Origin of the sequence: Streptomyces malaysiensis subsp. malaysiensis, from assembly GCF_040653035.1 — a bacterium.
In the GTDB taxonomy this organism is placed as follows: Bacteria; Actinomycetota; Actinomycetes; order Streptomycetales; family Streptomycetaceae; genus Streptomyces; species Streptomyces malaysiensis.
Map to the genome: position 1 here is coordinate 269,568 of NZ_JBEZNG010000008.1, position 22,881 is coordinate 292,448.

Annotated in this window: 22 protein-coding genes; 11 read left to right on the top strand and 11 right to left on the bottom strand. The window is 70.3% G+C overall.

Translation table 11 applies throughout. The features are described 5' to 3' along the window. Nucleotides 1-249: 249 nt before the first annotated feature. A complete protein-coding gene (gene rpsA / locus AB0E24_RS18995) occupies nt 250-1,752 on the top strand; it encodes a 30S ribosomal protein S1 (protein ID WP_069870009.1) in 1,503 nt (500 codons plus the stop codon). Between the two features lie 70 nt (nt 1,753-1,822). Here rpsA and AB0E24_RS19000 read toward each other — a convergent pair whose 3' ends face one another. After that, nucleotides 1,823-2,287, bottom strand: a complete 465-nt coding sequence (locus AB0E24_RS19000; RefSeq protein WP_435865296.1) for a right-handed parallel beta-helix repeat-containing protein — start codon at nt 2,285-2,287, stop codon at nt 1,823-1,825. Between the two features lie 287 nt (nt 2,288-2,574). Between AB0E24_RS19000 and AB0E24_RS19005 the strand changes: the two genes are divergently transcribed. From AB0E24_RS19005 to AB0E24_RS19015, 3 genes are all read left to right on the top strand, one after another. Beyond that, complete coding sequence (locus AB0E24_RS19005; RefSeq protein ID WP_359378343.1) at nt 2,575-3,519, top strand: PAC2 family protein; 945 nt, start codon at nt 2,575-2,577, stop codon at nt 3,517-3,519. Nucleotides 3,520-3,557: 38 nt separating this feature from the next. After that, nucleotides 3,558-4,166: a dephospho-CoA kinase gene (gene coaE, locus AB0E24_RS19010; protein WP_069870255.1), complete on the top strand. Its 609-nt coding sequence runs from the start codon at nt 3,558-3,560 to the stop codon at nt 4,164-4,166. A 309-nt stretch (nt 4,167-4,475) separates the two neighbouring features. After that, on the top strand, nt 4,476-4,844 hold the full coding sequence (locus AB0E24_RS19015; RefSeq protein WP_069870003.1) for a tetratricopeptide repeat protein: 369 nt from the start codon (nt 4,476-4,478) through the stop codon (nt 4,842-4,844). Between the two features lie 161 nt (nt 4,845-5,005). Here the strand turns inward: AB0E24_RS19015 and AB0E24_RS19020 are convergent, their stop codons facing one another. After that, nucleotides 5,006-5,311, bottom strand: coding sequence for a DUF6343 family protein (locus tag AB0E24_RS19020; RefSeq protein ID WP_173963312.1), 306 nt, complete (start codon nt 5,309-5,311; stop codon nt 5,006-5,008). Between the two features lie 143 nt (nt 5,312-5,454). Here AB0E24_RS19020 and AB0E24_RS19025 point away from each other — a divergent pair, with 143 nt between their 5' ends. Next, complete coding sequence (locus tag AB0E24_RS19025; protein ID WP_359378347.1) at nt 5,455-6,663, top strand: ADP-ribosylglycohydrolase family protein; 1,209 nt, start codon at nt 5,455-5,457, stop codon at nt 6,661-6,663. 45 nt (nt 6,664-6,708) lie between these two features. Here the strand turns inward: AB0E24_RS19025 and AB0E24_RS19030 are convergent, their stop codons facing one another. Further along, nucleotides 6,709-7,932, bottom strand: a complete 1,224-nt coding sequence (locus tag AB0E24_RS19030) for an FUSC family protein (protein ID WP_079257224.1) — start codon at nt 7,930-7,932, stop codon at nt 6,709-6,711. Nucleotides 7,933-8,002: 70 nt separating this feature from the next. Here AB0E24_RS19030 and AB0E24_RS19035 point away from each other — a divergent pair, with 70 nt between their 5' ends. Beyond that, a complete protein-coding gene (locus AB0E24_RS19035) occupies nt 8,003-8,470 on the top strand; it encodes a type II toxin-antitoxin system PemK/MazF family toxin (protein WP_173963313.1) in 468 nt (155 codons plus the stop codon). 93 nt (nt 8,471-8,563) lie between these two features. On the opposite strand, the gene AB0E24_RS19040 is transcribed toward AB0E24_RS19035, so the two are convergent. Beyond that, a complete protein-coding gene (locus tag AB0E24_RS19040) occupies nt 8,564-9,106 on the bottom strand; it encodes a DUF1697 domain-containing protein (RefSeq protein ID WP_359378351.1) in 543 nt (180 codons plus the stop codon). Between the two features lie 79 nt (nt 9,107-9,185). Here AB0E24_RS19040 and AB0E24_RS19045 point away from each other — a divergent pair, with 79 nt between their 5' ends. Further along, the gene (locus AB0E24_RS19045; RefSeq protein WP_359378354.1) at nt 9,186-9,833 is read left to right on the top strand and encodes a nucleoside/nucleotide kinase family protein; all 648 of its coding nucleotides are present in this window, start codon (nt 9,186-9,188) and stop codon (nt 9,831-9,833) included. Nucleotides 9,834-9,904: 71 nt separating this feature from the next. On the opposite strand, the gene AB0E24_RS19050 is transcribed toward AB0E24_RS19045, so the two are convergent. The 4 genes from AB0E24_RS19050 to AB0E24_RS19065 all read right to left on the bottom strand — a co-directional run bounded on the left by AB0E24_RS19050 (nt 9,905) and on the right by AB0E24_RS19065 (nt 13,275). Further along, the gene (locus AB0E24_RS19050; RefSeq protein WP_069869992.1) at nt 9,905-10,567 is read right to left on the bottom strand and encodes a DUF4360 domain-containing protein; all 663 of its coding nucleotides are present in this window, start codon (nt 10,565-10,567) and stop codon (nt 9,905-9,907) included. Nucleotides 10,568-10,605: 38 nt separating this feature from the next. Next, nucleotides 10,606-11,259, bottom strand: coding sequence for a DUF4360 domain-containing protein (locus AB0E24_RS19055; RefSeq protein WP_069869990.1), 654 nt, complete (start codon nt 11,257-11,259; stop codon nt 10,606-10,608). A 335-nt stretch (nt 11,260-11,594) separates the two neighbouring features. Beyond that, nucleotides 11,595-12,311 carry a methylated-DNA--[protein]-cysteine S-methyltransferase gene (locus AB0E24_RS19060; RefSeq protein WP_435865299.1) on the bottom strand — a complete coding sequence of 239 codons (717 nt, stop codon included), beginning with the start codon at nt 12,309-12,311 and terminating at the stop codon, nt 11,595-11,597. A 79-nt stretch (nt 12,312-12,390) separates the two neighbouring features. Continuing rightward, the gene (locus AB0E24_RS19065; protein ID WP_359378361.1) at nt 12,391-13,275 is read right to left on the bottom strand and encodes a glycerophosphodiester phosphodiesterase; all 885 of its coding nucleotides are present in this window, start codon (nt 13,273-13,275) and stop codon (nt 12,391-12,393) included. Nucleotides 13,276-13,502: 227 nt separating this feature from the next. On the opposite strand from AB0E24_RS19065, the gene uvrB reads away from it, so the two are divergent. The 4 genes from uvrB (at nt 13,503) to AB0E24_RS19085 (ending at nt 19,709) form a co-directional block, all read left to right on the top strand. Continuing rightward, entirely contained in the window at nt 13,503-15,641 is a 2,139-nt protein-coding gene (gene uvrB, locus AB0E24_RS19070; RefSeq protein WP_232637132.1) for an excinuclease ABC subunit UvrB, read from the top strand. 217 nt (nt 15,642-15,858) lie between these two features. Then, nucleotides 15,859-16,437 (top strand): TerD family protein, encoded by a 579-nt coding sequence (locus AB0E24_RS19075; protein WP_069869984.1) that lies wholly within the window; start codon nt 15,859-15,861, stop codon nt 16,435-16,437. A 119-nt stretch (nt 16,438-16,556) separates the two neighbouring features. Then, a complete protein-coding gene (locus AB0E24_RS19080; protein ID WP_359378365.1) occupies nt 16,557-18,482 on the top strand; it encodes a TerD family protein in 1,926 nt (641 codons plus the stop codon). Nucleotides 18,483-18,704: 222 nt separating this feature from the next. Beyond that, nucleotides 18,705-19,709, top strand: coding sequence for a TerC family protein (locus AB0E24_RS19085; protein WP_069869980.1), 1,005 nt, complete (start codon nt 18,705-18,707; stop codon nt 19,707-19,709). Between the two features lie 87 nt (nt 19,710-19,796). On the opposite strand, the gene AB0E24_RS19090 is transcribed toward AB0E24_RS19085, so the two are convergent. The 3 genes from AB0E24_RS19090 to AB0E24_RS19100 all read right to left on the bottom strand — a co-directional run bounded on the left by AB0E24_RS19090 (nt 19,797) and on the right by AB0E24_RS19100 (nt 22,694). Continuing rightward, the gene (locus tag AB0E24_RS19090; RefSeq protein WP_359378499.1) at nt 19,797-21,107 is read right to left on the bottom strand and encodes an MFS transporter; all 1,311 of its coding nucleotides are present in this window, start codon (nt 21,105-21,107) and stop codon (nt 19,797-19,799) included. Nucleotides 21,108-21,301: 194 nt separating this feature from the next. Further along, nucleotides 21,302-21,958: an MBL fold metallo-hydrolase gene (locus AB0E24_RS19095; RefSeq protein WP_069869977.1), complete on the bottom strand. Its 657-nt coding sequence runs from the start codon at nt 21,956-21,958 to the stop codon at nt 21,302-21,304. 4 nt (nt 21,959-21,962) lie between these two features. Further along, the gene (locus AB0E24_RS19100) at nt 21,963-22,694 is read right to left on the bottom strand and encodes a maleylpyruvate isomerase family mycothiol-dependent enzyme (protein ID WP_069869976.1); all 732 of its coding nucleotides are present in this window, start codon (nt 22,692-22,694) and stop codon (nt 21,963-21,965) included. Between the last annotated feature and the right edge of the window lie 187 nt (nt 22,695-22,881).

Below are 22,881 nucleotides of genomic sequence, written 5' to 3' on the forward strand. Positions count from 1 at the left end.
CGTGCATTGACCATGCCCGGCTGCCCCCGTATGCTACAAGTTGCGCTGCGGGCCTGTGCGCCTCGGACGGAGCAGGCCGCACTCGCATCTGTTGTATGTCCCCTCGGTTGTCGAGGTGCTTGGGCTTTTCGATCCCTCGAAATCGGAAAGATTCGGTGCCTCCAAGGCTGTCCGGCTTCGGCAGTGCGATAAGGGCTCCCGGCGTAGCAGTACCTACGACTTCATGTCCGTACCGGAGCCCTTTTCCACATGACGAGCAGCACCGAGGCAACCCGCACCACCCCGCAGGTGGCGGTCAACGACATCGGTTCCGAGGAAGCCTTCCTCGCCGCGATCGACGAGACGATCAAGTACTTCAACGACGGCGACATCGTCGACGGCGTCATCGTGAAGGTCGACCGGGACGAGGTCCTGCTCGACATTGGTTACAAGACCGAAGGCGTCATCCCCTCACGGGAACTGTCGATCAAGCACGACGTCGACCCGAATGAGGTCGTGGCGGTCGGCGACGAGATCGAGGCCCTCGTTCTCCAGAAGGAGGACAAAGAAGGCCGACTGATCCTCTCGAAGAAGCGCGCCCAGTACGAGCGCGCTTGGGGCACCATCGAGAAGATCAAGGAAGAAGACGGGATCGTCACCGGTACCGTCATCGAGGTCGTCAAGGGTGGTCTCATCCTCGACATCGGCCTCCGTGGCTTCCTTCCGGCTTCCCTGGTCGAGATGCGCCGCGTCCGCGACCTCCAGCCCTACGTGGGCAAGGAGCTCGAGGCGAAGATCATCGAGCTCGACAAGAACCGCAACAACGTGGTCCTGTCCCGCCGCGCCTGGCTGGAGCAGACCCAGAGCGAGGTCCGCCAGACCTTCCTCACCACCCTCCAGAAGGGCCAGGTGCGCTCCGGCGTCGTCTCCTCGATCGTCAACTTCGGTGCGTTCGTGGACCTGGGCGGCGTCGACGGTCTCGTCCACGTCTCGGAGCTGTCCTGGAAGCACATCGACCACCCGTCCGAGGTTGTCGAGGTCGGCCAGGAGGTCACGGTCGAGGTCCTGGACGTCGACATGGACCGCGAGCGCGTCTCCCTGTCGCTCAAGGCGACCCAGGAGGACCCGTGGCAGCAGTTCGCCCGGACCCACCAGATCGGTCAGGTCGTCCCGGGTAAGGTCACCAAGCTCGTTCCGTTCGGTGCGTTCGTCCGCGTGGACGAGGGCATCGAGGGTCTGGTCCACATCTCCGAGCTGGCCGAGCGCCACGTGGAGATCCCGGAGCAGGTCGTCCAGGTCAACGACGAGATCTTCGTCAAGGTCATCGACATCGACCTCGAGCGCCGCCGCATCAGCCTCTCGCTGAAGCAGGCCAACGAGGCGTTCGGTGCCGACCCGTCCGTGGTCGAGTTCGACCCGACCCTGTACGGCATGGCCGCGTCCTACGACGACCAGGGCAACTACATCTACCCCGAGGGCTTCGACCCTGAGACCAACGACTGGCTCGAGGGCTTCGAGACCCAGCGGGAGGCGTGGGAGACCCAGTACGCCGAGGCGCAGCAGCGCTTCGAGCAGCACCAGGCGCAGGTCATCAAGTCCCGCGAGGCCGACGAGCAGGCCGCTGCCGAGGCGGGCAGCGCCGCTCCGGCGCCCGGCGGGCAGGCGGCCGGTGGCGGTTCGTACTCCTCGGAGTCGGCCGACAACTCCGGCGCCCTGGCCTCGGACGAGGCGCTGGCCGCGCTTCGCGAGAAGCTGGCCGGTGGCCAGAGCTGATCAGCTGACCACCCGCCGCTAGCGGGCATCGGCTGAGCCGGTAAGGCCCGCTCCCCTTGGGGAGCGGGCCTTACGCATGCCCGGGTCGCCGTACGCTGACCGAAACGGAGTCCACGGTCACGTTCCGGGCACCGTCGATCCTGATGCCCTCCTTGCCGCCGCGGACCGTGATCCCCCTCACGGTCCAGTAGGAGGCGCCGTTCAGACGCAGCCCATAGCCGCCGCTGGCGGTGAGGACCGCCCTCGACGAGCCGGTGAGGGTGATCCGCGAGCCGGAGGTGCCGGAGGCGCTGATCTCGAAGCTGCCCCGGTACTCGCCATCGGCGAGCCGGATCGTATCGCCGGGCCGGGCCCCGGCGAGGGCCTCCCTGAGCCCGTCCGCGTCGTGCACGGGGATCGGGGCGGGGGCGGCGGTGGCGGGGGCGTCCCGTCCGGTCGTGCCCGCCGCGATCAGGCCACCGGCGGCGATCAGCCCGGCGGCGGTGGCGGTGACGAGGATCCGTAAGCGGGTGGGGGTGCGGCCGGGGGAGTGCATAGGGGGCTGCCTTCCTGTGCCGTGGCCAGAGGTGAAACGCTGGATTCTGGTCAGTGAACGCCGGATGACATGATGAACCGCTGACGGCTCGCGAAGATAGGCGCGCCCCATATGCGCGTCAACCCCGCGAAGTGCGCCGACGTCGAGATCGGGCCGTGTGCCGTTCGCCCAAGTGGGCCCCTCCGGAACGCGTTTCACGGCCACGGAGCCGGCCAAGATCCCGCTCGGGGAATGACCCCGCCTCCATTCGGTGTTATTCGGTGCGAACACAAGGAGGAGCGGTCACAGTGCATGATCCGCAGGAGTTGTACACATGGGAACCGAGCGGGCTGGCGGAGGTCGACGCGATAGCCTCGCGGGACTCGGCCGGGCTGGTGCTGCTGTACCACTTCGACGGCTATATCGATGCCGGCGAGACCGGGGACCAGATCGTCGAGCGGCTGCTCGACGGCCTGCCACGCAAGGTCGTCGCCCGCTTCGACCATGACCGGCTGGTCGACTACCGGGCCCGCCGCCCCCTGCTCACCTTCCAGCGCGACCGGTGGACGGCGTACGAGACCCCGAAGATCGAGCTGTATCTGGTGCGCGACGCGACCGCGGCCCCGTTCCTGCTGCTCGCCGGGCCGGAGCCGGATGTGGAGTGGGAGCGGTTCGCGGCGGCCGTGAGCCAGATCGTCGAGCGGCTGGGCGTACGGCTCGCGGTGAACTTCCACGGCATCCCGATGGGCGTGCCGCACACCCGGCCGGTCGGCATCACCCCGCACGGCAACCGCACCGACCTGACGCCGGGTCACCGCGGCTACTTCGACGAGGCCCAAGTGCCCGGCAGCGCGGAGTCCCTGATCGAGTACCGGCTCGCCGAGGCGGGCCGCGATGTGCTCGGCATCGCCACGCATGTGCCGCACTATCTGGCCCGGTCGGCCTATCCGGACGCGGCGCTCACCGCGCTGGAGGCCATCACCGCGGCCACCGGTCTGGTCCTGCCGGGGCCGACACACGTCCTGCGCAACGAGGCCCTCAGGACACAGGAGGAGATCGAGCGGCAGATCTCGGAGGGCGACGAGGAGCTGGTCGCGCTCGTACGGGGCCTTGAGCACCAGTACGACGCGGTGGCCGGGGCCGAGAGCCGCGGCAATCTCGTGGCGGAGTCGGCCGAACTGCCCTCGGCGGATGAACTGGGGGCGGAGTTCGAAAGGTTCCTCGCCGAGCGGGAGGGCGAGGGCGGAGCCTGAGCGATGACCCCGCCGACACGCCGTATAGCGTGGGCCCCATGCTGAACCTGGGGCTCACTGGCGGAATCGGCGCGGGCAAGAGCGAGGTCTCACGGATCCTGACCTCCCTGGGAGCGGTGCTGATCGACTCCGATCGGATCGCTCGCGAGGTGGTCGAACCGGGCACGCCGGGGCTGGCCGCCGTCGTCGCCGAGTTCGGCCCCGAGGTGCTGACCGGCGAGGGCCGGCTGGACCGGCCGAGGCTCGGCGCGATCGTCTTCAACGACCCGGAGCGGCTGAGCGCGCTGAACGCGATCGTCCATCCCCTGGTCCGGGACCGCTCCGCCGAACTCCAGTCGGCGGCCGCCCCCGACGCCGTCGTCGTCCATGACGTCCCGCTCCTGGCCGAGAACAACCTGGCCCCGCTCTATGACCTGGTCATGGTCGTGGACGCCACCCCCGAGACCCAGCTCGACCGGCTGGTACGGCTGCGCGGTATGGCCGAGGACGAGGCGCGGGCCCGTATGGCGGCGCAGGCGACCCGCGCGGAACGGCTGGCCATCGCCGATGTCGTGATCGACAACAATGGCCCGATCGAGGCGCTGGAGCCCCAGGTCGGAAAGGTCTGGGCGGATCTGGTGCGACGGGCGGCCGACGCGGAGGGCTGAGCTTTCCGGGACCGGCCGGGACGCGGCATGGAGCCTTCCCGGAGCGTACGGGCGCGCCGTGGATCTTTCCCGGACCGTACGGGTGCGGCGCGGAGCCTGGCGGAGCTGACCGGCGCGCGTTGCGCGCCAAGCATGGCGGGGCCGAGCCGGGGCGCCGCGCGGAGCGTGCGGGGGCCCGTGGCGGGGAATGCGGCGTGGGGGGCGATTGTTGTGCCCCGGTAGCGAACGATCATCCGTGACGGTTCATCCCATCCCCTCACCCGATCCACCGCCTCATCACCGAGCACGTACCCGGGGAAGGAAACGGCTGTGCCCGAGCCCACGCCCGAGACTCATGTCATCGACTACCGCGCCGCGGAGCAGCTGCTCGCCGCCCGAGACCCGCGGGGCGCCGTGAAGCTGCTCGACTCGGTCATCAGCGCCCATCCGGAGAACACGGCGGCCCGGCTGCTCCGGGCCCGCGCGTTCTTCCTCGCGGCGCAGTTGCGCGCGGCGGAGCTGGAGTTCCAGCTCGTCCTGGAGCGGGAGCCGGACAACGCCTTCGCCCACTTCGCCCTGGCCCGCACCCTGGAGCGGGCCAACCGCCCGGCCGAGGCCACCCGCCACTTCCGTCTGGCCGCGGCGCTCGACCCGCGGCCGGACTTCGTCGAGGCGGCCCGGTTCGGCGACAAGGGCTGAGGGGACGGATGGGCTGAAGGGACGGATGGGCGAGGCGCGGACGCCGCGATGCGTCCGCGCCTTACGGCGTCCGGACCCCACAGGGTGTCCGCGCCCTATAAGTGCCCGCGTCCTCTGGCGCCCGCGCCCCATGGTGCCCGCGCCCCATGGTGCCCGCGCCCTTATGGTGTCCGGCGCCGCCCGCGGTTCCGTCCGCGCTCGGCGACGGGTGCGTACGGTGGCACATCCCGGCCGGGCTGGTAGTGCGGTCCCTGCCGGATGTGCCGGATGACCAGGACCAGGTCGATCAGCGTGACGACGGCGAGCGCTCCACACGCGGCCGCCCATCCCGGCCGTCCCACGACCGCGAAGGCCACCGCGCCGCCGAGCGTCCAGAGCAGTCCCCACGTGGCCAGCCCCAGCCGCATCCGCAGTGGGCTGCGCGCGTGCAGGGGTTCATCACCCGTTCGGATCAGCCGCGTCGGCATAACAGTGCATCTCCCGTTTTCGACCGCTTTCTCCCGTTTCCGCCCCCTCGAATCTACCGCCGAGGGGCGCTCCCCGACACCTGAGATCATGTCGTGAGCATCCGCACGGGACGGCGCGGGACCAGGACGATGAGGAGCTGCCAGTGATCCGCCAGTCATGGGACGAAACGGTCGCCAAGCGGGCCCGGATCCGCGGCTGCCTGCTGGGCGGGGCGATCGGCGACGCCCTCGGCAATCCGATCGAGTTCCTCTCCCTGGGCGCGATCCGAGAGACCCATGGCGGCGAGGGCGTCACCACCCTCGTCCCGGACGGCGGCGGGGTCGCGGGCCTGGTCACCGATGACACCCAGATGACGCTCTTCACGGCGGAGGGGCTGATACGGGCGCACGCCAAATCCTCGTCGGAGGGCGTCGAAGGGTCCGAGACCGCCGCCGTCCGCCATGCCTATCTGCGCTGGCTGGACACCCAGAACCACCCCGCCCCGCCGCCCGCCCAGGGCACCGGGGACCTGGTCCGCACCGGCTGGCTGCGCACCCAGCCCTGGCTGTACGCCCGCCGCGCGCCCGGCAACGCCTGTCTCTCCGGCCTCACCGAGAAGCATGTCCCCGCCCCGCGGGCCCCTCTCGACGGCACGCCCGGCCCGGTGAACCCCGGCTCCAAGGGCTGCGGCACCGTGATGCGCTCGGCGCCGTTCGGCCTCACCGGGCTGGACCCGCGCGACTGCTTCGAACTCGCCGCCCGCTGCGCCCAGATCACCCATGGCCATCCCACGGGCTACTACGCGGCCGGTGCCCTGGCCGCCATGATCGCGTGCCTGCTCGACGGCGAGTCCCTCGAAGGGGCGACCCTGCGCGCCCTGGAGCTGCTGGCCCGCTACCCCCGCCATGAGGAGACCTCCGCCGCCCTCCGCAAGGCGGTCGATCTGGCGGCCGAGGGCGATCCGACCCCCGAGAAGGCCGAGTGGCTCGGCGGCGGCTGGGTCGCCGAGGAGGCGCTGGCCATCGCGGTCTACAGCGCCCTGGCCCATACCCCCGCCCAGCGGGCCCACTACGGCCCCGGCGGCGAGATCAGCTACGATCCGGCGCCCCGGCGCACCCCCGTCCAGGCGGCCCTGCTGCTCTCCGTCAACCACTCGGGCGACAGCGATTCGACGGGCTCGATCTGCGGAAATCTCCTCGGCGCCCACCATGGCGACCTCCGCCTCCCGCCGTCCTGGCTGGCCCGGATCGAGGGCCGCGGCACGATCGCCGAGCTCGCCGACGACTTCGCCTCCGAGTTCCACCGCTCCGTGGAGCCGTACGAGCCCTACGACGACGTGGTCTTCCCCCGCGACCGCTACCCGCTCGGCTGACCGCGCCCCCGGGGACGGCGTGCGTGGGCCGCGGCGGCGCCCCGCTCAGAAGGGTGTGGAGCCCTCCTTGCGGCCACGCCGGAGCCGGCGCTGGATCTTGTGGAGGTAGGGGAAGCGCTCGTGCTTCTCGCGGGTGCTGCGGTCGAGCTCTTCCATGAGGCGCTTGGAGCGCTGCTCCATGTCGAGTTCGTCGAGGATGCGGTCGATCTCCGCGAGCAGGGCACCGTGCAGCTGCCACTGACGAGGGTGCTCCTGGACGCGGCGCAGCAGGCGGTCGGCGGCGCGGTCGCGGCTGACGTGGGCCTTGACGAGTTCGCTGGAGAGGCGCGATTCGGCCTCTTCGGCGTTGGCGCTGACCTGCGTGGTGACCAGGATCGCGAAGTTCTCGACGGCGGCGGAGAGATGGGTGAAGAGGTCCTTGAGGGCATCCGCCACGTCCTCGGGGAAGAGGGGCTCGTCCGTCCGCGCCTTGGCGAGGTCGGTCAGGGTGCGGGTCATCACGCGCAGGATGACGGTGCAGATCTCCAGCGTGTCCAGACCGGTGCGGAGCACCACGCGGTAGAGGAGACCCTCCTTGACGCGGGGGTTGAGCCGCACACTGTCCTCCGCCTGGCGGAGGGCGGCGTCGACCTGGGCGACGTCGTGGTCCAGTCGGCGGGCCTCGTAGAGCCGGGCGGCGGCGTGGTCGACGGCGACATGGCTGCCGAGCTCCTCGCCGATGTGCAGCATCAGCTGACGCATCCGGCGGGCCAGGTCCTCGATGGACTTGCCCGCCGTCTCGACCCACACCGGAGGGGCGAGGAAGAAGTTGAAGGCCATCCCGACCCCGGCCCCGATCAGGGTCTCCAGCACCCGGTCCCAGGCGTAGGTGGTCACCTGCGCCACGCCGAGGACCAGCATGGCGCTGATCGCCACCTCCTGGACCCAGTCGCCCACCCGCGTCAGATATCCGGCGGTCTGGGCGGCGAGGATGATCATGCACAGACTCCACCAGGTCAGCCCCACCAGCACGCTGAAGGCGATGGCGATCAGGACGCCCACGATCACGGCCTCGACCCTGCGGACGCTCGCGGTGAGGGTCGCGTAGAGGGTGACCTGGACGACGAGGAGGGCGGTGAGCGGGGCGGTGAGCGGGGCCGGTTCCTTGCTGAGTCTGAGGGCGACGACGTACGCGATGGTCGCGGCTGCCGTGGAGCGCACTGTCTGGACGACGACCGGGTCATGGCGCCGTTTGACCAGCTCCGCCAGTGGGTCGAGAACATCGGGCACGTACTTGCCTCTTCCACGCCGAGGGGGCCGCCATGTCATCGCCCCTCGCGGACGGGTTAACGTGTCGCGCGTGATCAGGCCATTCAACGGAACGCAGGGGACGGAGGACGGCGCCGCGCTTCCCGGAAGCAGCGGTCCCGCCGCCACCGTCGAGGCTCATCCGCGCCAGGTCGGGCGGGTACGGACGGAGTACGCACCCGATCCGGACGGGGACCCGGACCCCGGGGAGATCGTCTGGACATGGGTGCCGTACGAGGAGAACGACGGCCGAGGCAAGGACCGGCCGGTGCTGGTGGTCGCGCGCGAGCGGGGCGGGACACTGCTCGCCGTGCAGCTGTCGAGCAAGCGCCATGACGACCGCGAATGGGTGGCGATCGGCTCCGGGCCGTGGGACCGGGCCGGCCGGGCGTCATGGGTCGATCTGGACCGGGTGCTGCGGGTGCATCCGGACGGGATGCGGCGCGAGGCGTGTGCGCTCGACCGGCCGCGCTTCGACCTGGTGGTGATACGGCTGCGGCAGCGGTACGGCTGGAGCTGAGCAGTCCGAGCGGGCGCGCCCGGAGACAGCGGCCTCTCGCGGCGGAGACGCGCCTCGGGGAGGGTGCTTCTCGCTTCGCGTTGAGGAAACGTCTCAGCCGTCGGCCAGCGCCAGCAGCTTGGTGACCGTGTTCCAGTTGCGGGCGGTGGCCGGCACGCCGAGCCGGGCGTTGGCGACCTTCGCCGCCAGCTTGGAGCGGCCGATTCCGTCCGGGCAGCGCAGGAAGATCTCGCGGCCGATGAGGCGGAACTCGTCCGGGGCGTAGGCGGCCGGGTCCAGCGCGTCCAGCGCGGCCGTGTCCGCGGGCACGGCCGCCAGGAAGACCACATGCAGGGTCCTGGGCTCGGCCGCGGCCTCCGGATAGGGGTTGGCCCCGACCGCCGCGGCCAGCTCATCGCGGGTACGGACCATGATGTCCACGGGAAAGCCGAGGTCGGCGGCGAAGCGGTCCTGGAGGGTGCGGGCCGTGCGCTCGGGCGGGGTACTGGGGTCGGCGAAGACGATATTGCCGGTCTGGAGGTGGACGGTGACGTCCTCGAAGCCCAGCTCGGCCATCAGCTCACGCTGCCGCGCCATGGGGAACTTCCTGTTCCCGCCCACATTGATGCCGCGGAGCAGCGCTATCTGAGATGCCATGGCCGGAGAGTACCTCCCGCCGGACCGTGGGGCCGGGGCCCGAGGCCCGGGCCGGGAGGCCCACGGCATGATGGGGGGCGTGCGGCTCGAAGCGATCACCTGGGAACGGCTGACCGACGCGACCGCCGACCGCATCGCCGGGCTGACGGCGGCGGACGGCAGCCCCTGGCTGAGGGTGGCGGTCGACGGGGCTCCGGCGGCGCCCACCGCCGAACTGGCCCGGGATCTGTCGGAGGCGCTGCGGATCCGGGGGCGCCCGGTGCTGGCGGTCGCGTCGTCGGGTTTCTGGCGGCCCGCCTCACTGCGCTACGAATACGGGAAGCGGGACCCCGACGCGTACTACGACCGCTGGCTGGACACCGGCGCCCTGTGGCGCGAGGTGTTCGGGCCTCTGGAAGCGGGGCCGGGCGGCACCGGGCGGGTCCTCCCCGACCTGTGGGATCCGGTGGCCGACCGGGCCACACGCAGCCCGTACGCCGAACTTCCGCGGGGCGGGGTGCTGTTGCTGCACGGCCTGCTGCTGCTGGGGCACTGGTTCCCGTTCGATCTGTCGGTGCATCTGCGGCTCTCCCCGGCCGCCCTCGCCCGCCGCACCGAGGAGGACGAGCGCTGGACCCTGCCGGCCTTCGCGCGCTACGAGGACGAGGTGGGGCCCGGTGAGGCGGCCGATGTGGTGGTGCGGATGGACAATCCCCGGCATCCGGCATGGCACCGCCCGGAGGGGTAGCCGAAGTACGCTTCCGGGCGGTGCGCTCCGGGCGGTGCGCGGAAGGCCATCTCCGGAGAAGTGCCAGGAGGTCACTTCTCGGCCGGCGGGCATTCCTTCCAGGCGAAGTGATAGGTGGTGCTTACATCGCCGTCCGTCGAGTCCATGGCGATGAAGCTGGTCGTTTCCTTGGTGTCGGAAGTTCCGGCGTTGGCCCGCAACTCGGTGTTGATGTTGAAGTTGCGGAGTTCACCGCAGGGCGACCACACCACGGTCGCGATATCGGATGTGTCGGTGGCCTGCCAGTTGTCGTCGTAGGCGCCCGTGAACTCATGCGTGTTGGACGAGGTCTGCGACTGCCCCTGGAAGTAGTACGAGGCTTTCTGGGTGGCCGACGCGCCCTTTTCCAGATGGGCGAAACCACGGTAGTCGACACTGGCGATGGCGTAGGAGAAGCCCTGTGGTACATGCATGACCAGACTCAGCTGACAGTTCTTTCTGAAGTCCGTCGGCTTGGCTCCCTTGCCCACCTGGGCGAGATACTCGCTGTAGGTCACGGTGAAGGCCGTGTTGTCGGGGGAGACGGCGATCGCCGCGGTGCCCGCCGGACAGCCCGAACCATTCACGGTCGCGACCGTGATCACGATCTTGTCGGGCGGCACGGTGTCGAACGGGGGTTGTGCATATGCCTGGGAAGTGAGCGTCGAGGCGAATAACGCCGCGACCACGCCGCCTGCGTACAGAACACCGGGCATGATTCTCCATTCGATGGTGGATTTACCGCACTCTCGGACTACCGGACGGCGGAAGGACATTCCTTCCAGGCGAGGTGGTAAATCGTGTTGACCCCGCCGTCCGTCGAGTCCATGGCCATGAAGCTGGTGGTGCCCGCGGGCGAGGTGCCGGCGCCGACCCGCAGCTCGGTGTTGACGTTGAAGTTGCGGTCCTGGCCGCAGGGGGCCCACACCAGGGCGCTGTAGTCGGTGCTGTCGGTGGTCTGCCAGTTGTCGTTGTACGGACCACTGAATTCATGGGTCCGCGACGCGGTGTCCGCCGAGCCCTGGAAGTAGTAGCTCGCCTTCTCGGTGCCCTTGGCGCCCTTTTCGAGATGGCCATAGCCCCGGTAGTCGACCTGGGCGATGGCGTACGTGAACCCCTGCGGTACATGCACGCCCAGGCTGAGCTGGCAGTTCTTACGGATGTCGATTGGATCCGCGTCGGGGCCGACCTGGGCGAGATAGTCGCTGTAGGTCACGGTGAACGCCGAGTTGTCGGCGGCGACGGCCACGGCGGTGGTGCCCTTGGGGCAGCCCGAACCGTTCACCGTCTTGACGCTGATCTGGATCTTTTCCGGCGGCCCATCAGGGGCCGAGGAAACACCCTGGGCGGAAAGGGCCGAGGCGAATAACGCCGCGGCCGCGCCGCCCGCGAGCAGAACACCGGACATGGCTCTCCAATTCGATCACTTGTGGGGACGTAGTTGAGCGATGAATTTCCGATGAGCGGGAAGAGCGGAGAAGAGCAGGGAAGAGCGGAGAAGGGCCGAGAAGGGCGGGAAGGGCAGGCGGAACCGAAGATCGGTGGAACGGGAAGAGCTGAAGAACGGAAGAGCGTTATCGCGCGGTACGGTGCGTACGGCAGAACGCAATGAGAGCCCCATGCCCGGCTGGTGACAGAAAGGCAGGGCGATGGGCGCTCCTAAGATAAGGGTGATAGGCAAGCGCCACAAGACGGCCGAGGAATTCAGGAACAAGATATTTCCGTCCCGGCCGGGAAAACGATTCAGAAGAGCGGCTGCGGAAGAACGCCCTCCAGGGCCAGCAGGGTGCGCTTGGTCTCCAGCCCGCCGCCGAAGCCGCCGATGCCCCCTCCGCTCTCGACCACGCGGTGGCACGCCACCACGACCGGCAGCGGATTGCTCCCCATGGCCACGCCGACGGCGCGGGCCGCGCCCGGCTCGCCCACCCGGTCGGCGAGGTCCTGATAGCCGACGACCGTGCCGAAGGGGACATGGGCGGCCAGCTCGCGCAGCACCCTGCGGTTGAAGCCGGCGGTCAGGGACCAGTCCAGGGAGAGGGTGAACGCCTTGGTGTCCCCGGCGAAATAGCTCTCCACCTGCCGGATCGCCTCGGCGAGATGCCCGGCGCAGCGAGGCACCGGTGCGGAGCCGGCGGAGTCGGCGGAGTCTGTGGAGTTCGCGGAGTCGGCGGACTCCGCGGACTCCGCGGTGCCGGAGTCGGCGGACGGCACGGAGCCGGGCACGGCGCTGGACACGGCCATGGGCTCGGCGCCGAGGCGGCGTGTGAGCCTGGCGACGGCCTCGGCCGTAGTCTTCTCCTCCGCGTGGAAGACCACTTGGGCCAGCCCCTCGTCCGTGGCCGCGAGCAGCAGCGGGCCGATGGGCGTGGCCCGGACCGCCCAGGCCCAGGCGCGCGCGTCCCGCCGCTCCGGCTCCGGCCGCTGCCGAGGGTCCCGCTGTGTCTGCCGCTCCGCGCTCATCACGCCTTCAGCGTAGAACCCACCACCGACAGCGCCCCGCCGGCCGGCCGGCGGGGCGCCTCGTCCGGGGAGCCGTGGATCACGAGGCGTCGTCGAGGGCGTCCCTGATCACATCGGGCTTGTTGGTGATGATGCCGTCGACGCCCATGCCGGCCACCGAGACCGCCGCCGGGCCGTCGTTCACGGTCCAGGTGTAGACCTCCAGGGGCTTGCCGTGCGCCCCGTCCACCGCCCGCACCGCGGCCACATAGCCGGCGTCGATGGTCTTGTAGCTGGGGTTGATCTGGTCGGAGAACTCGGCGTAGTCCGGCAGGTCGGCGACGGCCGGGGTGCCCAGGAAGCCGGTCTTGATGTCCGGCCGCAGCCGGTGGACCGACCGCACGGAGTCGGCGCTGAAGCTCTGGATGATCAGCCGGCGCTTGTGCCGGTGGTCCAGCCAGCCCTCTCTTCGCAGCTCCCGCAGCGTCTGGCGTTCGATCCCGGGATAGAGCTCGGGGGCCTTGAGCTCCAGCAAGAGCTTTTGGTGGTTGTCCGAAACCCGGTCCATGTACTCATCCAGGGTCGGCACCGTCTCGCCCTGGAACTCCGGGCCGAACCAGCTTCCGGCGTCCAGCTTCTCGATCTCGTCGAGGGTGAAGTCGGAGATGTTCCAGGGCGCGCGGTCCGGGAAGACCTGCTCGACATCGGTGGTCCGGCTCAGCGTGGTGTCGTGCATCACGATGAGCTCGCCGTCCTTGGTGCGCTGGACGTCGTTCTCCACCCAGTCGATCCCCAGGTCGTCGGCGGCGTCGACGGCGGCCAGGGTGTTCTCGGGGGCGTACGCCGAGGCCCCTCGATGGGCCACGGTGACCGTGTGGTGGTGGGTCTGGGCGGTGGCCTGGGCCGAGGCAGTGGCTGTGGGGAGGAAGAGCGCGGACACCCCGATGAGCGCGCCGGATAACGCGGCGGCCGGGCGGATCTGCATACGGACTCCTCGCATCGTCTGACTCTCGTCTGACTCATGGACGGGCAGAGGGTCCCAGATGTGTGCCAGCCGGGGATAGATATCGGATGGACGGAAAATTCGTGCCTCGGGCGACATCATGCGCATGATCGTCCGAATCCGGCCGGAGATGGCGGAGAGCGGGCGGCGAGCGGGCGGCGAACCGGAGTGCCCCGCCGTTGTCGGTGGCGAGTCGTACCGTTGGTTTCATGCGGCCCGTAACTCAGCTCGAACGCAAGGTGGCGCCCTTCGAGGTCGTCAGCCCCTATCAGCCCAGCGGTGACCAGCCCACCGCCATCGCCGACCTCGACCGGCGTGTCCGCGCAGGTGAGAAGGATGTCGTGCTGCTCGGCGCGACCGGCACCGGTAAGTCCGCGACCACCGCGTGGATGATCGAGAAGCTCCAGCGGCCCACGCTGGTCATGGCTCCGAACAAGACGCTGGCCGCCCAGCTGGCCAATGAGTTCCGCGAGCTGCTGCCGAACAACGCAGTCGAGTACTTCGTCTCGTACTACGACTACTACCAGCCGGAGGCGTACGTCCCGCAGTCGGACACGTACATCGAGAAGGACTCCTCGATCAACGAGGAGGTGGAGCGGCTGCGTCACTCGGCGACGAATTCGCTGCTCACCCGGCGTGACGTGATCGTCGTGGCATCCGTCTCCTGTATCTACGGCCTCGGCACGCCGCAGGAGTACGTGGACCGCATGGTGCCGCTCAAGATCGGCGACGAGATCGACCGCGATCAGCTGCTGCGCCGCTTTGTCGATATTCAGTACACCCGTAACGACATGGCGTTCACCCGGGGCACCTTCCGGGTCCGCGGCGACACCATCGAGATCTTCCCGGTTTACGAGGAGCTCGCGGTCCGCATCGAGATGTTCGGCGACGAGATCGAGGCGCTTTCCACGCTCCACCCGCTCACCGGCGAGGTGATCAGTGACGACCAGGAGCTCTATGTCTTCCCGGCCAGCCACTATGTGGCCGGGCCCGAGCGCATGGAGCGGGCCATCGCCGGGATCGAGGCCGAGCTCGCGGAGACGCTGGACCGGCTGGAGAAGCAGGGCAAGCTGCTGGAGGCCCAGCGGCTGCGGATGCGCACCACCTACGACATCGAGATGATGCGGCAGATCGGCACCTGCTCCGGCATCGAGAACTACTCGCTGCATATCGACGGCCGTGAGCCCGGCTCCCCGCCGCACACCCTGCTGGACTACTTCCCGGAGGACTTCCTCCTGGTCATCGACGAGTCCCATGTCACGGTGCCGCAGATCGGCGCGATGTACGAGGGCGACGCCTCCCGGAAGCGCACCCTGATCGAGCACGGCTTCCGGCTGCCCTCCGCCCTGGACAACCGCCCGCTGAAGTGGGAGGAGTTCTTGAAGCGCGTCGATCAGACCGTCTATCTCTCCGCGACTCCGGGGCCGTACGAGCGCTCCCGGGGCGATGGCTTCGTGGAGCAGATCATCCGCCCGACCGGCCTGGTCGACCCGGAGGTCGTCGTCAAGCCGACCGAGGGTCAGATCGACGATCTCATCCATGAGGTCCGCACGCGCACCGAGAAGGACGAGCGCGTCCTGGTCACCACCCTCACCAAGAAGATGGCCGAGGACCTCACCGACTACATGCTCGAGCTGGGCATCCAGGTGCGCTATCTGCACAGCGATGTGGACACCCTGCGCCGGGTCGAGCTGCTGCGCGAGCTGCGCGCCGGTGAGTACGACGTGCTGGTGGGCATCAACCTGCTGCGGGAGGGCCTCGACCTCCCGGAGGTCTCGCTGGTCGCCATCCTCGACGCCGACAAGGAGGGCTTCCTGCGCTCGGGCACCTCGCTGATCCAGACCATCGGCCGTGCCGCCCGTAACGTATCGGGCGAGGTGCATATGTATGCCGACAAGGTCACCCCGGCGATGGAGAAGGCCATCGACGAGACCAACCGCCGCCGCGAGAAGCAGATCGCGTTCAACAAGGCCAACAACATCGATCCGCAGCCGCTGCGGAAGAAGATCAACGACATCGTGGCCCAGATCGCCCGCGAGGACGTCGACACCGAGCAGCTGCTGGGCACCGGCTACCGCAAGACGAAGGACGGCAAGCCCGCGAAGGCGGCCGAGCCGGCGGCCGGTGGCAAGGCGGCCAAGGGCGGTAAGGCAGCCAAGGGCAAGGCCAAGGAGGCGGTGCTGACCGACCGGCCCGCGGCCCAGCTCGCCGAGCAGATCGAGGAGATGACCGACCGTATGCGGGCCGCGGCGGCGGAGCTCCAGTTCGAGGTGGCGGCACGGCTGCGCGACGAGGTGGCGGAGTTGAAGAAGGAGCTGCGGCAGATGAGGGAGGCCGGAGTTTCCTGACGTCCGGGCGCCCCGGCTCTCCACCGGGGCGCCCGCGCCTGCACCGGGCGGGGCCGGCACCCCCACTGTGTTGCAAGACCGACACAAAGCCCGCTCGTCGGGCCGGAGCCCCGGCGGCAGTGCATAGGGTTTTCGGAAGGGCCGTGCACACGGCGCGGCCACGGCCGCACACCCGCGGCGGCCACGGGGAATCGAGAGACGAGAGTAGGGACAGCGCGTGACGGTCAACATGTCCAAGGGACAGGCCATCAGCCTGCAAAAGGCCGACGGGGGCACCCTGACCGCGGTGCGGATGGGGCTGGGCTGGCAGGCAGCGCCCCGCCGCGGGCTGTTCGGCTCCCGTACGCGGGAGATCGACCTCGACGCGTCGGCCGTTCTCTTCGCGGACAAGCAGCCGACCGATGTCGTCTTCTTCCGCCACCTGGTGAGCGACGACGGCTCGGTCCGCCACACCGGTGACAACCTCGTGGGCGGCGCCGGTCAGGGCGGCGACGACGAGGCGATCCTGGTCGACCTCCAGCGGGTGCCCGTCCATATCGACAAGATCGTCTTCACCGTGAACTCCTTCACCGGCCAGACCTTCGCCGAGGTGCAGAACGCGTTCTGCCGGCTGGTGGACGAGACCAACGGCCAGGAGCTCGCCCGCTACACCCTCACCGGTGGCGGGCAGTACACCGCCCAGATCATGGCCACGGTCCAGCGCGCGGGCAACTCCTGGCAGATGAAGGCGGTCGGCGAGCCGGCCAACGGCCGCACCTTCCAGGACCTGATGCCGCATATCCTGCCGCATCTGTAAAGGCGTACCGCCCAGATGAGCGCGTCGGCCCGGTTGAGCAGAGCTCGCCGGGCCGACGCGCTCACCGCACCACCACACACATACGGCACACAGCGGAAACACAACGAGGGGACGCAGCCATGGCGGCCGAGCTGGTCCGAGGGCAGAACCACCCCCTGCCCCAGACCCGTTTGGAGATCCGGATCTCTGCGGGCAATCCGATCGTGGCCGGGGCGACACTCGGCGATGAGCGGGGCACGGTGCACGGCGCCGAATGGGTCGCGCATCCCGCCTCGCCCCAACTGGCCGGGATCGAGGTGCCCAAACAGGCGGCGGCCGCCCACCGGCTCGCCATCGACCTCGACGCGATGCCCGAGCACATCCACCGGGTGACCGTGCTGCTCGCGCTGCCGACCGGCGTCGGCGGCCCGGCCCGGTTCGGCGCCATGGCCGCGCCGTTCGTCGCCGTCACCGGCCTCGACGGCACCGAGATCGCCCGCTACACCGTCACCGATCTGGACACGGAGTCCGCGGTGGCCGCCCTGGAGCTCTACCGCAGACAGGGCGCCTGGAAGGTGCGCGCCGTCGGCCAGGGGTACGCGGGCGGGCTGGCCGCCATGCTGCACGACCAGGGGCTGGAACAGGGCACCGACCTCGCGGCGCGGATCGAGGAGGCGGTGGCGCGGGGCATGGCCCGTTCGGTCGCCCAGCCCCCGCCCCGCCCCGAGGGTGACGGCCGGGTGCGCACGGCCGCCGCGGGCGGCGGCACCGACCCGGCCCCCGCCAAGCCGCCGACCCCGCCGCAGCAGTCGCAGGACACGCCCCCCGCCGGAGGGCCCATCGACTACCAGCACCCGGGCCGCCGTACGGCCGCACCGCCCACGCCCCCGCCCGCCGTACCGCCCGCCGCGCCCGGGCACCCCGCCCAGCCGGTCGCGGGCGACGCCTCCGGCTGGACCATGGACGAGCGGCTCTACAACCAGGTCTGGGGGATGTTCGAGGATCTGGCCCGGACCACCGCGGCCTACCGCAGCGCGGTGGACTTCGCGGAGTCCCGGATGGAGCAGGAGCTGGACCGGGTGCTCTCCGATCCGCGCACCCGGGTGGGGCCGGCCGCCGACTCCGCCCGCGCCGAGGCGCGGGACAAGTACACCGACCTCGTCGAGCAGGCCCGCGAGGCTCTGGAGCGCGATCTGCGGCAGCTCACCGCCGAGGCCGAGGTGGTGGAGCCCGCGCTGCCGCCCGCCTACGCCCGCTGGGACAGCCCGGTCTGGCAGGCGTACCAGGTGCCGATGGAGATCCCGATGGCCGTGCGCCTGGGCGATCTGCACCTCCCGGAGCGCCCCGATCTGCGCATCCCCATGCTGGTGCGGCTGCCGCTGGAGCGGGGGCTGTGGATCGACGCGGGCCGTTCGGGCGCGTACGACGAGGTTGCGGTCGACTCCGGTGAGCTGCGCAGGCTGGCCGCGGACGCGGCGGTCGCGATCGCCGCACGGCTGCTGGCCGTCTATCCGGCGGGGGAGTTCTCGGTGCATGTGATCGACCCGGCGGGTTCGGCCGCGGGCTCGTTCGCCCCGCTGGTGGAGTCGGGCGCGCTGGCCGAGCCCCCGGCGGCCGGGGCCCAGGGGGTCTCCTCGGTGCTCGCCGCGCTGACCCAGCGCGTCGACCTGGTGCAGATGGCGGTGCGCAGCGGTGCCACGGACGCGCTGCCGCCCGACCTGGACACCGCCGAGCAGCTGCTGATCGTCCATGACTTCCCGCACGGCTTCGACGACCGGGCCGTCACCCAGCTGCGCTATCTGGCGGACGAGGGGCCCTCGGTGGGCGTGCATCTGATGATGGTCGCCGACCGCGAGGACGCACGGGCCTACGGCCCGGTGCTGGACCCGCTGTGGCGGTCGCTGCTGCGGCTCACCCCGGTGGCCGAGGACCACCTCGCCGACCCCTGGGTGGGCCATGCGTGGACGTACGAGCCGTCGCTGGTGCCGCCGGGCAGCCGGGTGCTGGGCCAGGTGCTGGGGGAGGTGGGGAGGGCCGCGAGGGCCCGCCAGTCGTATGGCAGTTGACCAGGGCTTTTGCCCATCTCTTTACTCTCCCATGGGAATTCCTGTACTCTCTTGTACGCGGAGGGGAGTACTCCTGTAGCGGTGTTCCCGTCACCACGGATTCCGTCCGGCACCAGGAGGCCGGACGGAATCCCGGGGCACCGGTCCACGGCACGGTCCATGGGCGGAAGAGACCTCCGGCAGCGACGACGCTGAGATTGCCGTACGAATGCCGGAGGAACAGTGGACGTTTCCGTGACCATGTGGGGGCTGACGATCGTCGGCCTCTGCGCCCTCATCGCCGTCGACTTCTTCATAGGCGGCCGAAAACCGCATGAGGTCTCCATCAAGGAGGCCGCGATCTGGACCGGCGTCTGGGTCGCCCTCGCCACGCTCTTCGGGCTCGGGCTGCTGGTCTTCGCGGGCGGCAAGCCCTCCGGCGAGTTCTTCGCGGGCTTCATCACCGAGAAGTCGCTGAGCGTCGACAACCTCTTCGTCTTCGTCCTGATCATGGCGAAGTTCGCCGTGCCCACGATCTACCAGCAGCGCGTCCTGATGGTGGGCGTGCTCATCGCCCTGGTGCTGCGCGCGGTCTTCATCGCCGCCGGCGCCGCGATCGTCTCGACCTTCGCCTGGGTCTTCTACATCTTCGGCGCGTTCCTCGTCTGGACGGCCTGGAAGCTCATCCAGGAGGCGCGGGCCGATGAGGAGGAAGAGGAGTTCGAGGAGAACCGGCTGCTCAAGGCGGTCGAGAAGCGGTTCCCGTCCACCGACCGGTACCACGACACCAAGCTGCTCATCGTGGAGAACGGCAAGCGGCTGATGACCCCGATGCTGATCGTCATGCTGGCGATCGGCACCACCGACGTCCTCTTCGCGCTGGACTCGATACCCGCGATCTTCGGCCTCACCCAGGACCCGTACATCGTCTTCACCGCCAACGCCTTCGCGTTGATGGGCCTGCGCCAGCTGTACTTCCTGATCGGCGGCCTGCTCAGGAAGCTGGTCCACCTCTCCTACGGGCTGTCGATCATCCTCGGCTTCATCGGCGTCAAGCTGGTGCTGCACGCACTGCACGAGTCCGGGGTGCATGTCCCGGAGATCAGCATCCCGGTCTCGCTCGGCGTGATCTGCGCGGTGCTCGCCGTCACGACGGCCACCAGTCTGTACGCCTCGAGAAAACAGGCCCTGGCGGAGGCGGGGAGCGGGGAGGGCCGGGCCCGGGACAAGGACAGCGTCGACGTCTGACGGCGCCCGCGGCGTCACCGCCCTGACGCGTCCGGCAGCGTCGGAAGGCGCGCGGCGACATCCGAGTCCCGGACCCGGGAGACGGGCTCACACAGCCGCCTCCCCGGCCTCCAGAGGCCGTACGGCCGACCGTCCACCACCCGGGCGGTCGGCCGTCGGCCGTGTCTCCGGCAGCAGCGCGAAGCAGCCCAGGCTCAGCAGCGCGACGGCGGTCAGATACGCGGCGACGCCCCAGGGCGGGCCGTCGCCGTGGGACATCGCCGTCGCGACGATCGGCGTGAGCGCCCCGCCGAGGACGCCCGCGAGGTTGTAGCCGAGCGCCGCCCCCGTACAGCGCACCCGTGCCTCGAACAGCTCCGGCAGATAGGCCGAGGTCACGGCGAACATGGCGATGAAGGCGAGCAGCGCGCCCAGGAAGCCGAGGAACATCAGCGGCGGCTCACCGGTGCGCAACAGCGCGATCAGCGGAAACATCCACACCACGATGGCCACACACCCCGCCAGGCACAGCGGCCGCCGCCCGAAGCGGTCGCCGAGGTGGGCCGCCAGGGGCGTCACGGCGCCGGTGACCGCCACGGCTGCCATGACGCAGCCCAGCAGGGTGGTGCGCCCCACCCCGAGCCGCTCGGTGCCGTACGCCAGCGACCAGGTCGTGACCGCGTAGAAGACGGCGTAGCCCACCGCGAGCCCGCCCGCGGTCAGCAGGACCAGCCGCCAGTGGCCGCGCACCACCTCGGCCAGTGGCGCGGCGGCCCGGTCGCCGCGCTCGGCCAGCTCCCGGAACCGCGGGCTCTCCGTCAGCCGGGCCCGCAGCAGCAGCCCGGCGCCCGCCAGCAGCCCCGCGCCCCAGAACGGCACCCGCCACCCCCAGGACCGGAACTCGCCCTCGCTCAGCGTGGCCGACAGGGCCAGCATCGTGCCGTTGGCCAGCAGAAAGCCGATGGACGGGCCGATCTGCGGAAAGCCCGACCACAGCCCGCGCTTGGCCGCGGGAGCGTGCTCGGCGGTCAGCAGCACCGCGCCGCCCCATTCGCCGCCGAGCCCCAGCCCCTGGAGGAAGCGCAGCACGAGCAGCAGGACGGGGGCGGCGACGCCGATCGAGTCGTAGGTCGGGACGAAGCCCACGGCCACGGTCGCGAGGCCGGTGAGCAGCAGTGAGGCGATGAGCACCGGCCGGCGTCCATGGCGGTCGCCGATGGGCCCGAAGAGCATCGAGCCCAGCGGCCGGGAGACGAAGCCGGCGGCGAAGGTGCCGAAGGCGGCGAGGGTGCCGACCAGCGGCGAGAAGGTGGGGAAGAACAGCGGGCCGAGGACGAGGGCCGCGGCCGTGCCGTAGACGAAGAAGTCGTAGAACTCGATCGCGGTGCCGGCCAGGGACGCGGCGGCGAGGCGGGCCATGGACGGAGAGCGGTCATGCTGCATGACGCGACAACCGCCCCGGCCCGTCAGGGGTCACGGGGCGTACGGAGGCGCGCGGCGCTCCGGGGCGTATGCGCGTCGCTGTCAGCCGCGCACACCACGGGGCCGCTGCCGCCGCGCGCACTGCTGGGGCCACTATCGGCCGCGCGCACCACCGGGGGTGCTACGCGCCGCTACCAGCCGCGCTCGCGCCACTCCCCGAGGTGCGGGCGCTCGGCGCCGAGGGTGGTGTCGTCGCCGTGGCCGGGGTAGACCCAGGTCTCGTCCGGAAGCCGGTCGAAGAGCTTGGTCTCGACGTCGTTGAGCAGGCTCTCGAACGCCTTGGGATCCTTACGGGTGTTGCCGACGCCGCCCGGGAAGAGGCAGTCGCCGGTGAACACGTGCGGATGGCCGTGCGGATCGTCGTAGATCAGGGCGATGCTGCCCGGAGTGTGGCCGACCAGATGGCGGGCGGTCAGCTCGACCCGGCCGACCCGCACCGTGTCGCCGTCCTCGACCAGCACATCGGTCCGCGCGGGGATGCCCTCCGCGTCGTAGCGGCCCGCGTAGGTGCGGGCGCCGGTGGCCTCCATCACCTCGCGCAGCGCGCCCCAGTGGTCGGGGTGGCGGTGGGTGGTGACCACGGACGCGATCCCGCTGTCGCCGATGAGGGAGAGCAGGGTGTGCGGCTCGGCCGCGGCGTCGATCAGCAGCTGTTCGTCGGTGGCCCGGCAGCGCAGCAGATAGGCGTTGTTCGACATGGGGCCGACCGCGACCTTCGAGATCATGAGATCGGGCAGTTCATGCACGTCCGCCGGTCCGCCGACCGTCACCACTCCGCTGTAGGTCATGGCCTCAGCCTAGTGCGGGGATGACGGGCAGGGGACCGCCGGGGCAGGAGAGTTCGGCGCCGTCCGTACGGCCGGTGAGCCAGCCCAGCAGGGCGGCGGGGGAGCCGGTGACGGTGACCGGGGACTCCCCGGGGGCCGCGGGGCGGCCGGTGTGCCGGACCTCCTCTCCGTCGGACCCGGTGACCAGCCGCAGCGGGGGAATATCCGGGTGCCCGCCGAACCTTGTACCGAGCAGCACGGTGAGCTGGCTCTCGACGAACGTGGCGGGCAGATCCGCCACGGTGTAGCCGATACCGAGATCGACATGGTGCAGCTCGACCTCGGCGAGCCGGCGCAGCGGCAGCCCGGCGGCCCGCTCCCGGACACCACCGCGCAGGGTCACCTCGTACGGCAGGCGCTCCGGGGGCAGCGCGGCGACCGCCGAGTCGAAGCGGGTGGCGCTCGTGCGCAGATCGTCCAGATGGACGGCGAGCGGACGGACGGCATCGCGCCGGATCTCGGCGTCGCGCGTCTCCGCGTCGGCGTACATCGGTGTCTCTTCACCGGTCCGGGCCCAGGTGAGAAGGTTCACCAAGGCGTCCGCGTTGCGGGCGAGGTGGGCCAGCACATGGCCGCGGGTCCAGCCGGGGAGTGCCGAAGCGCTCGTGAGGGTCGCGTCGTCGAGGGCGGCGACGGCGGTCAGCAGCCGTTCCGTCGCCTGCTGTACGGCGAGGGCGTCCCGGGTGTAGTCGGTCATGACCCGACCGTAGTGCGCACCACACGATCGGGTGAAGTCGGCTCCCGCGCCCGGCAAATCGAATGTGCGTGCTATAGGCTCGGTGTGCTGCATCCTTAAGACATCGTCGTCGTGCCCCCATACCCTGGGTTGGGGGTTTCGCTCCGCTCCGCCTCTGCTCCGTCCGGCAGGGCCGCCCCGTGAGCGG

What these genes read in the sequence shown, in the direction of transcription:
- rpsA (WP_069870009.1), top strand. Translation starts at nt 250, where the DNA reads ATGACGAGCAGCACCGAGGCAACCCGCACCACCCCGCAGGTGGCGGTC.
- AB0E24_RS19000 (WP_435865296.1), bottom strand. Translation starts at nt 2,287, where the DNA reads ATGCACTCCCCCGGCCGCACCCCCACCCGCTTACGGATCCTCGTCACC.
- coaE (WP_069870255.1), top strand. Translation starts at nt 3,558, where the DNA reads ATGCTGAACCTGGGGCTCACTGGCGGAATCGGCGCGGGCAAGAGCGAG.
- AB0E24_RS19020 (WP_173963312.1), bottom strand. Translation starts at nt 5,311, where the DNA reads ATGCCGACGCGGCTGATCCGAACGGGTGATGAACCCCTGCACGCGCGC.
- AB0E24_RS19040 (WP_359378351.1), bottom strand. Translation starts at nt 9,106, where the DNA reads ATGGCATCTCAGATAGCGCTGCTCCGCGGCATCAATGTGGGCGGGAAC.
- AB0E24_RS19050 (WP_069869992.1), bottom strand. Translation starts at nt 10,567, where the DNA reads ATGCCCGGTGTTCTGTACGCAGGCGGCGTGGTCGCGGCGTTATTCGCC.
- AB0E24_RS19055 (WP_069869990.1), bottom strand. Translation starts at nt 11,259, where the DNA reads ATGTCCGGTGTTCTGCTCGCGGGCGGCGCGGCCGCGGCGTTATTCGCC.
- AB0E24_RS19060 (WP_435865299.1), bottom strand. Translation starts at nt 12,311, where the DNA reads ATGAGCGCGGAGCGGCAGACACAGCGGGACCCTCGGCAGCGGCCGGAG.
- AB0E24_RS19065 (WP_359378361.1), bottom strand. Translation starts at nt 13,275, where the DNA reads ATGCAGATCCGCCCGGCCGCCGCGTTATCCGGCGCGCTCATCGGGGTG.
- uvrB (WP_232637132.1), top strand. Translation starts at nt 13,503, where the DNA reads ATGCGGCCCGTAACTCAGCTCGAACGCAAGGTGGCGCCCTTCGAGGTC.
- AB0E24_RS19080 (WP_359378365.1), top strand. Translation starts at nt 16,557, where the DNA reads ATGGCGGCCGAGCTGGTCCGAGGGCAGAACCACCCCCTGCCCCAGACC.
- AB0E24_RS19090 (WP_359378499.1), bottom strand. Translation starts at nt 21,107, where the DNA reads ATGGCCCGCCTCGCCGCCGCGTCCCTGGCCGGCACCGCGATCGAGTTC.
- AB0E24_RS19095 (WP_069869977.1), bottom strand. Translation starts at nt 21,958, where the DNA reads ATGACCTACAGCGGAGTGGTGACGGTCGGCGGACCGGCGGACGTGCAT.
- AB0E24_RS19100 (WP_069869976.1), bottom strand. Translation starts at nt 22,694, where the DNA reads ATGACCGACTACACCCGGGACGCCCTCGCCGTACAGCAGGCGACGGAA.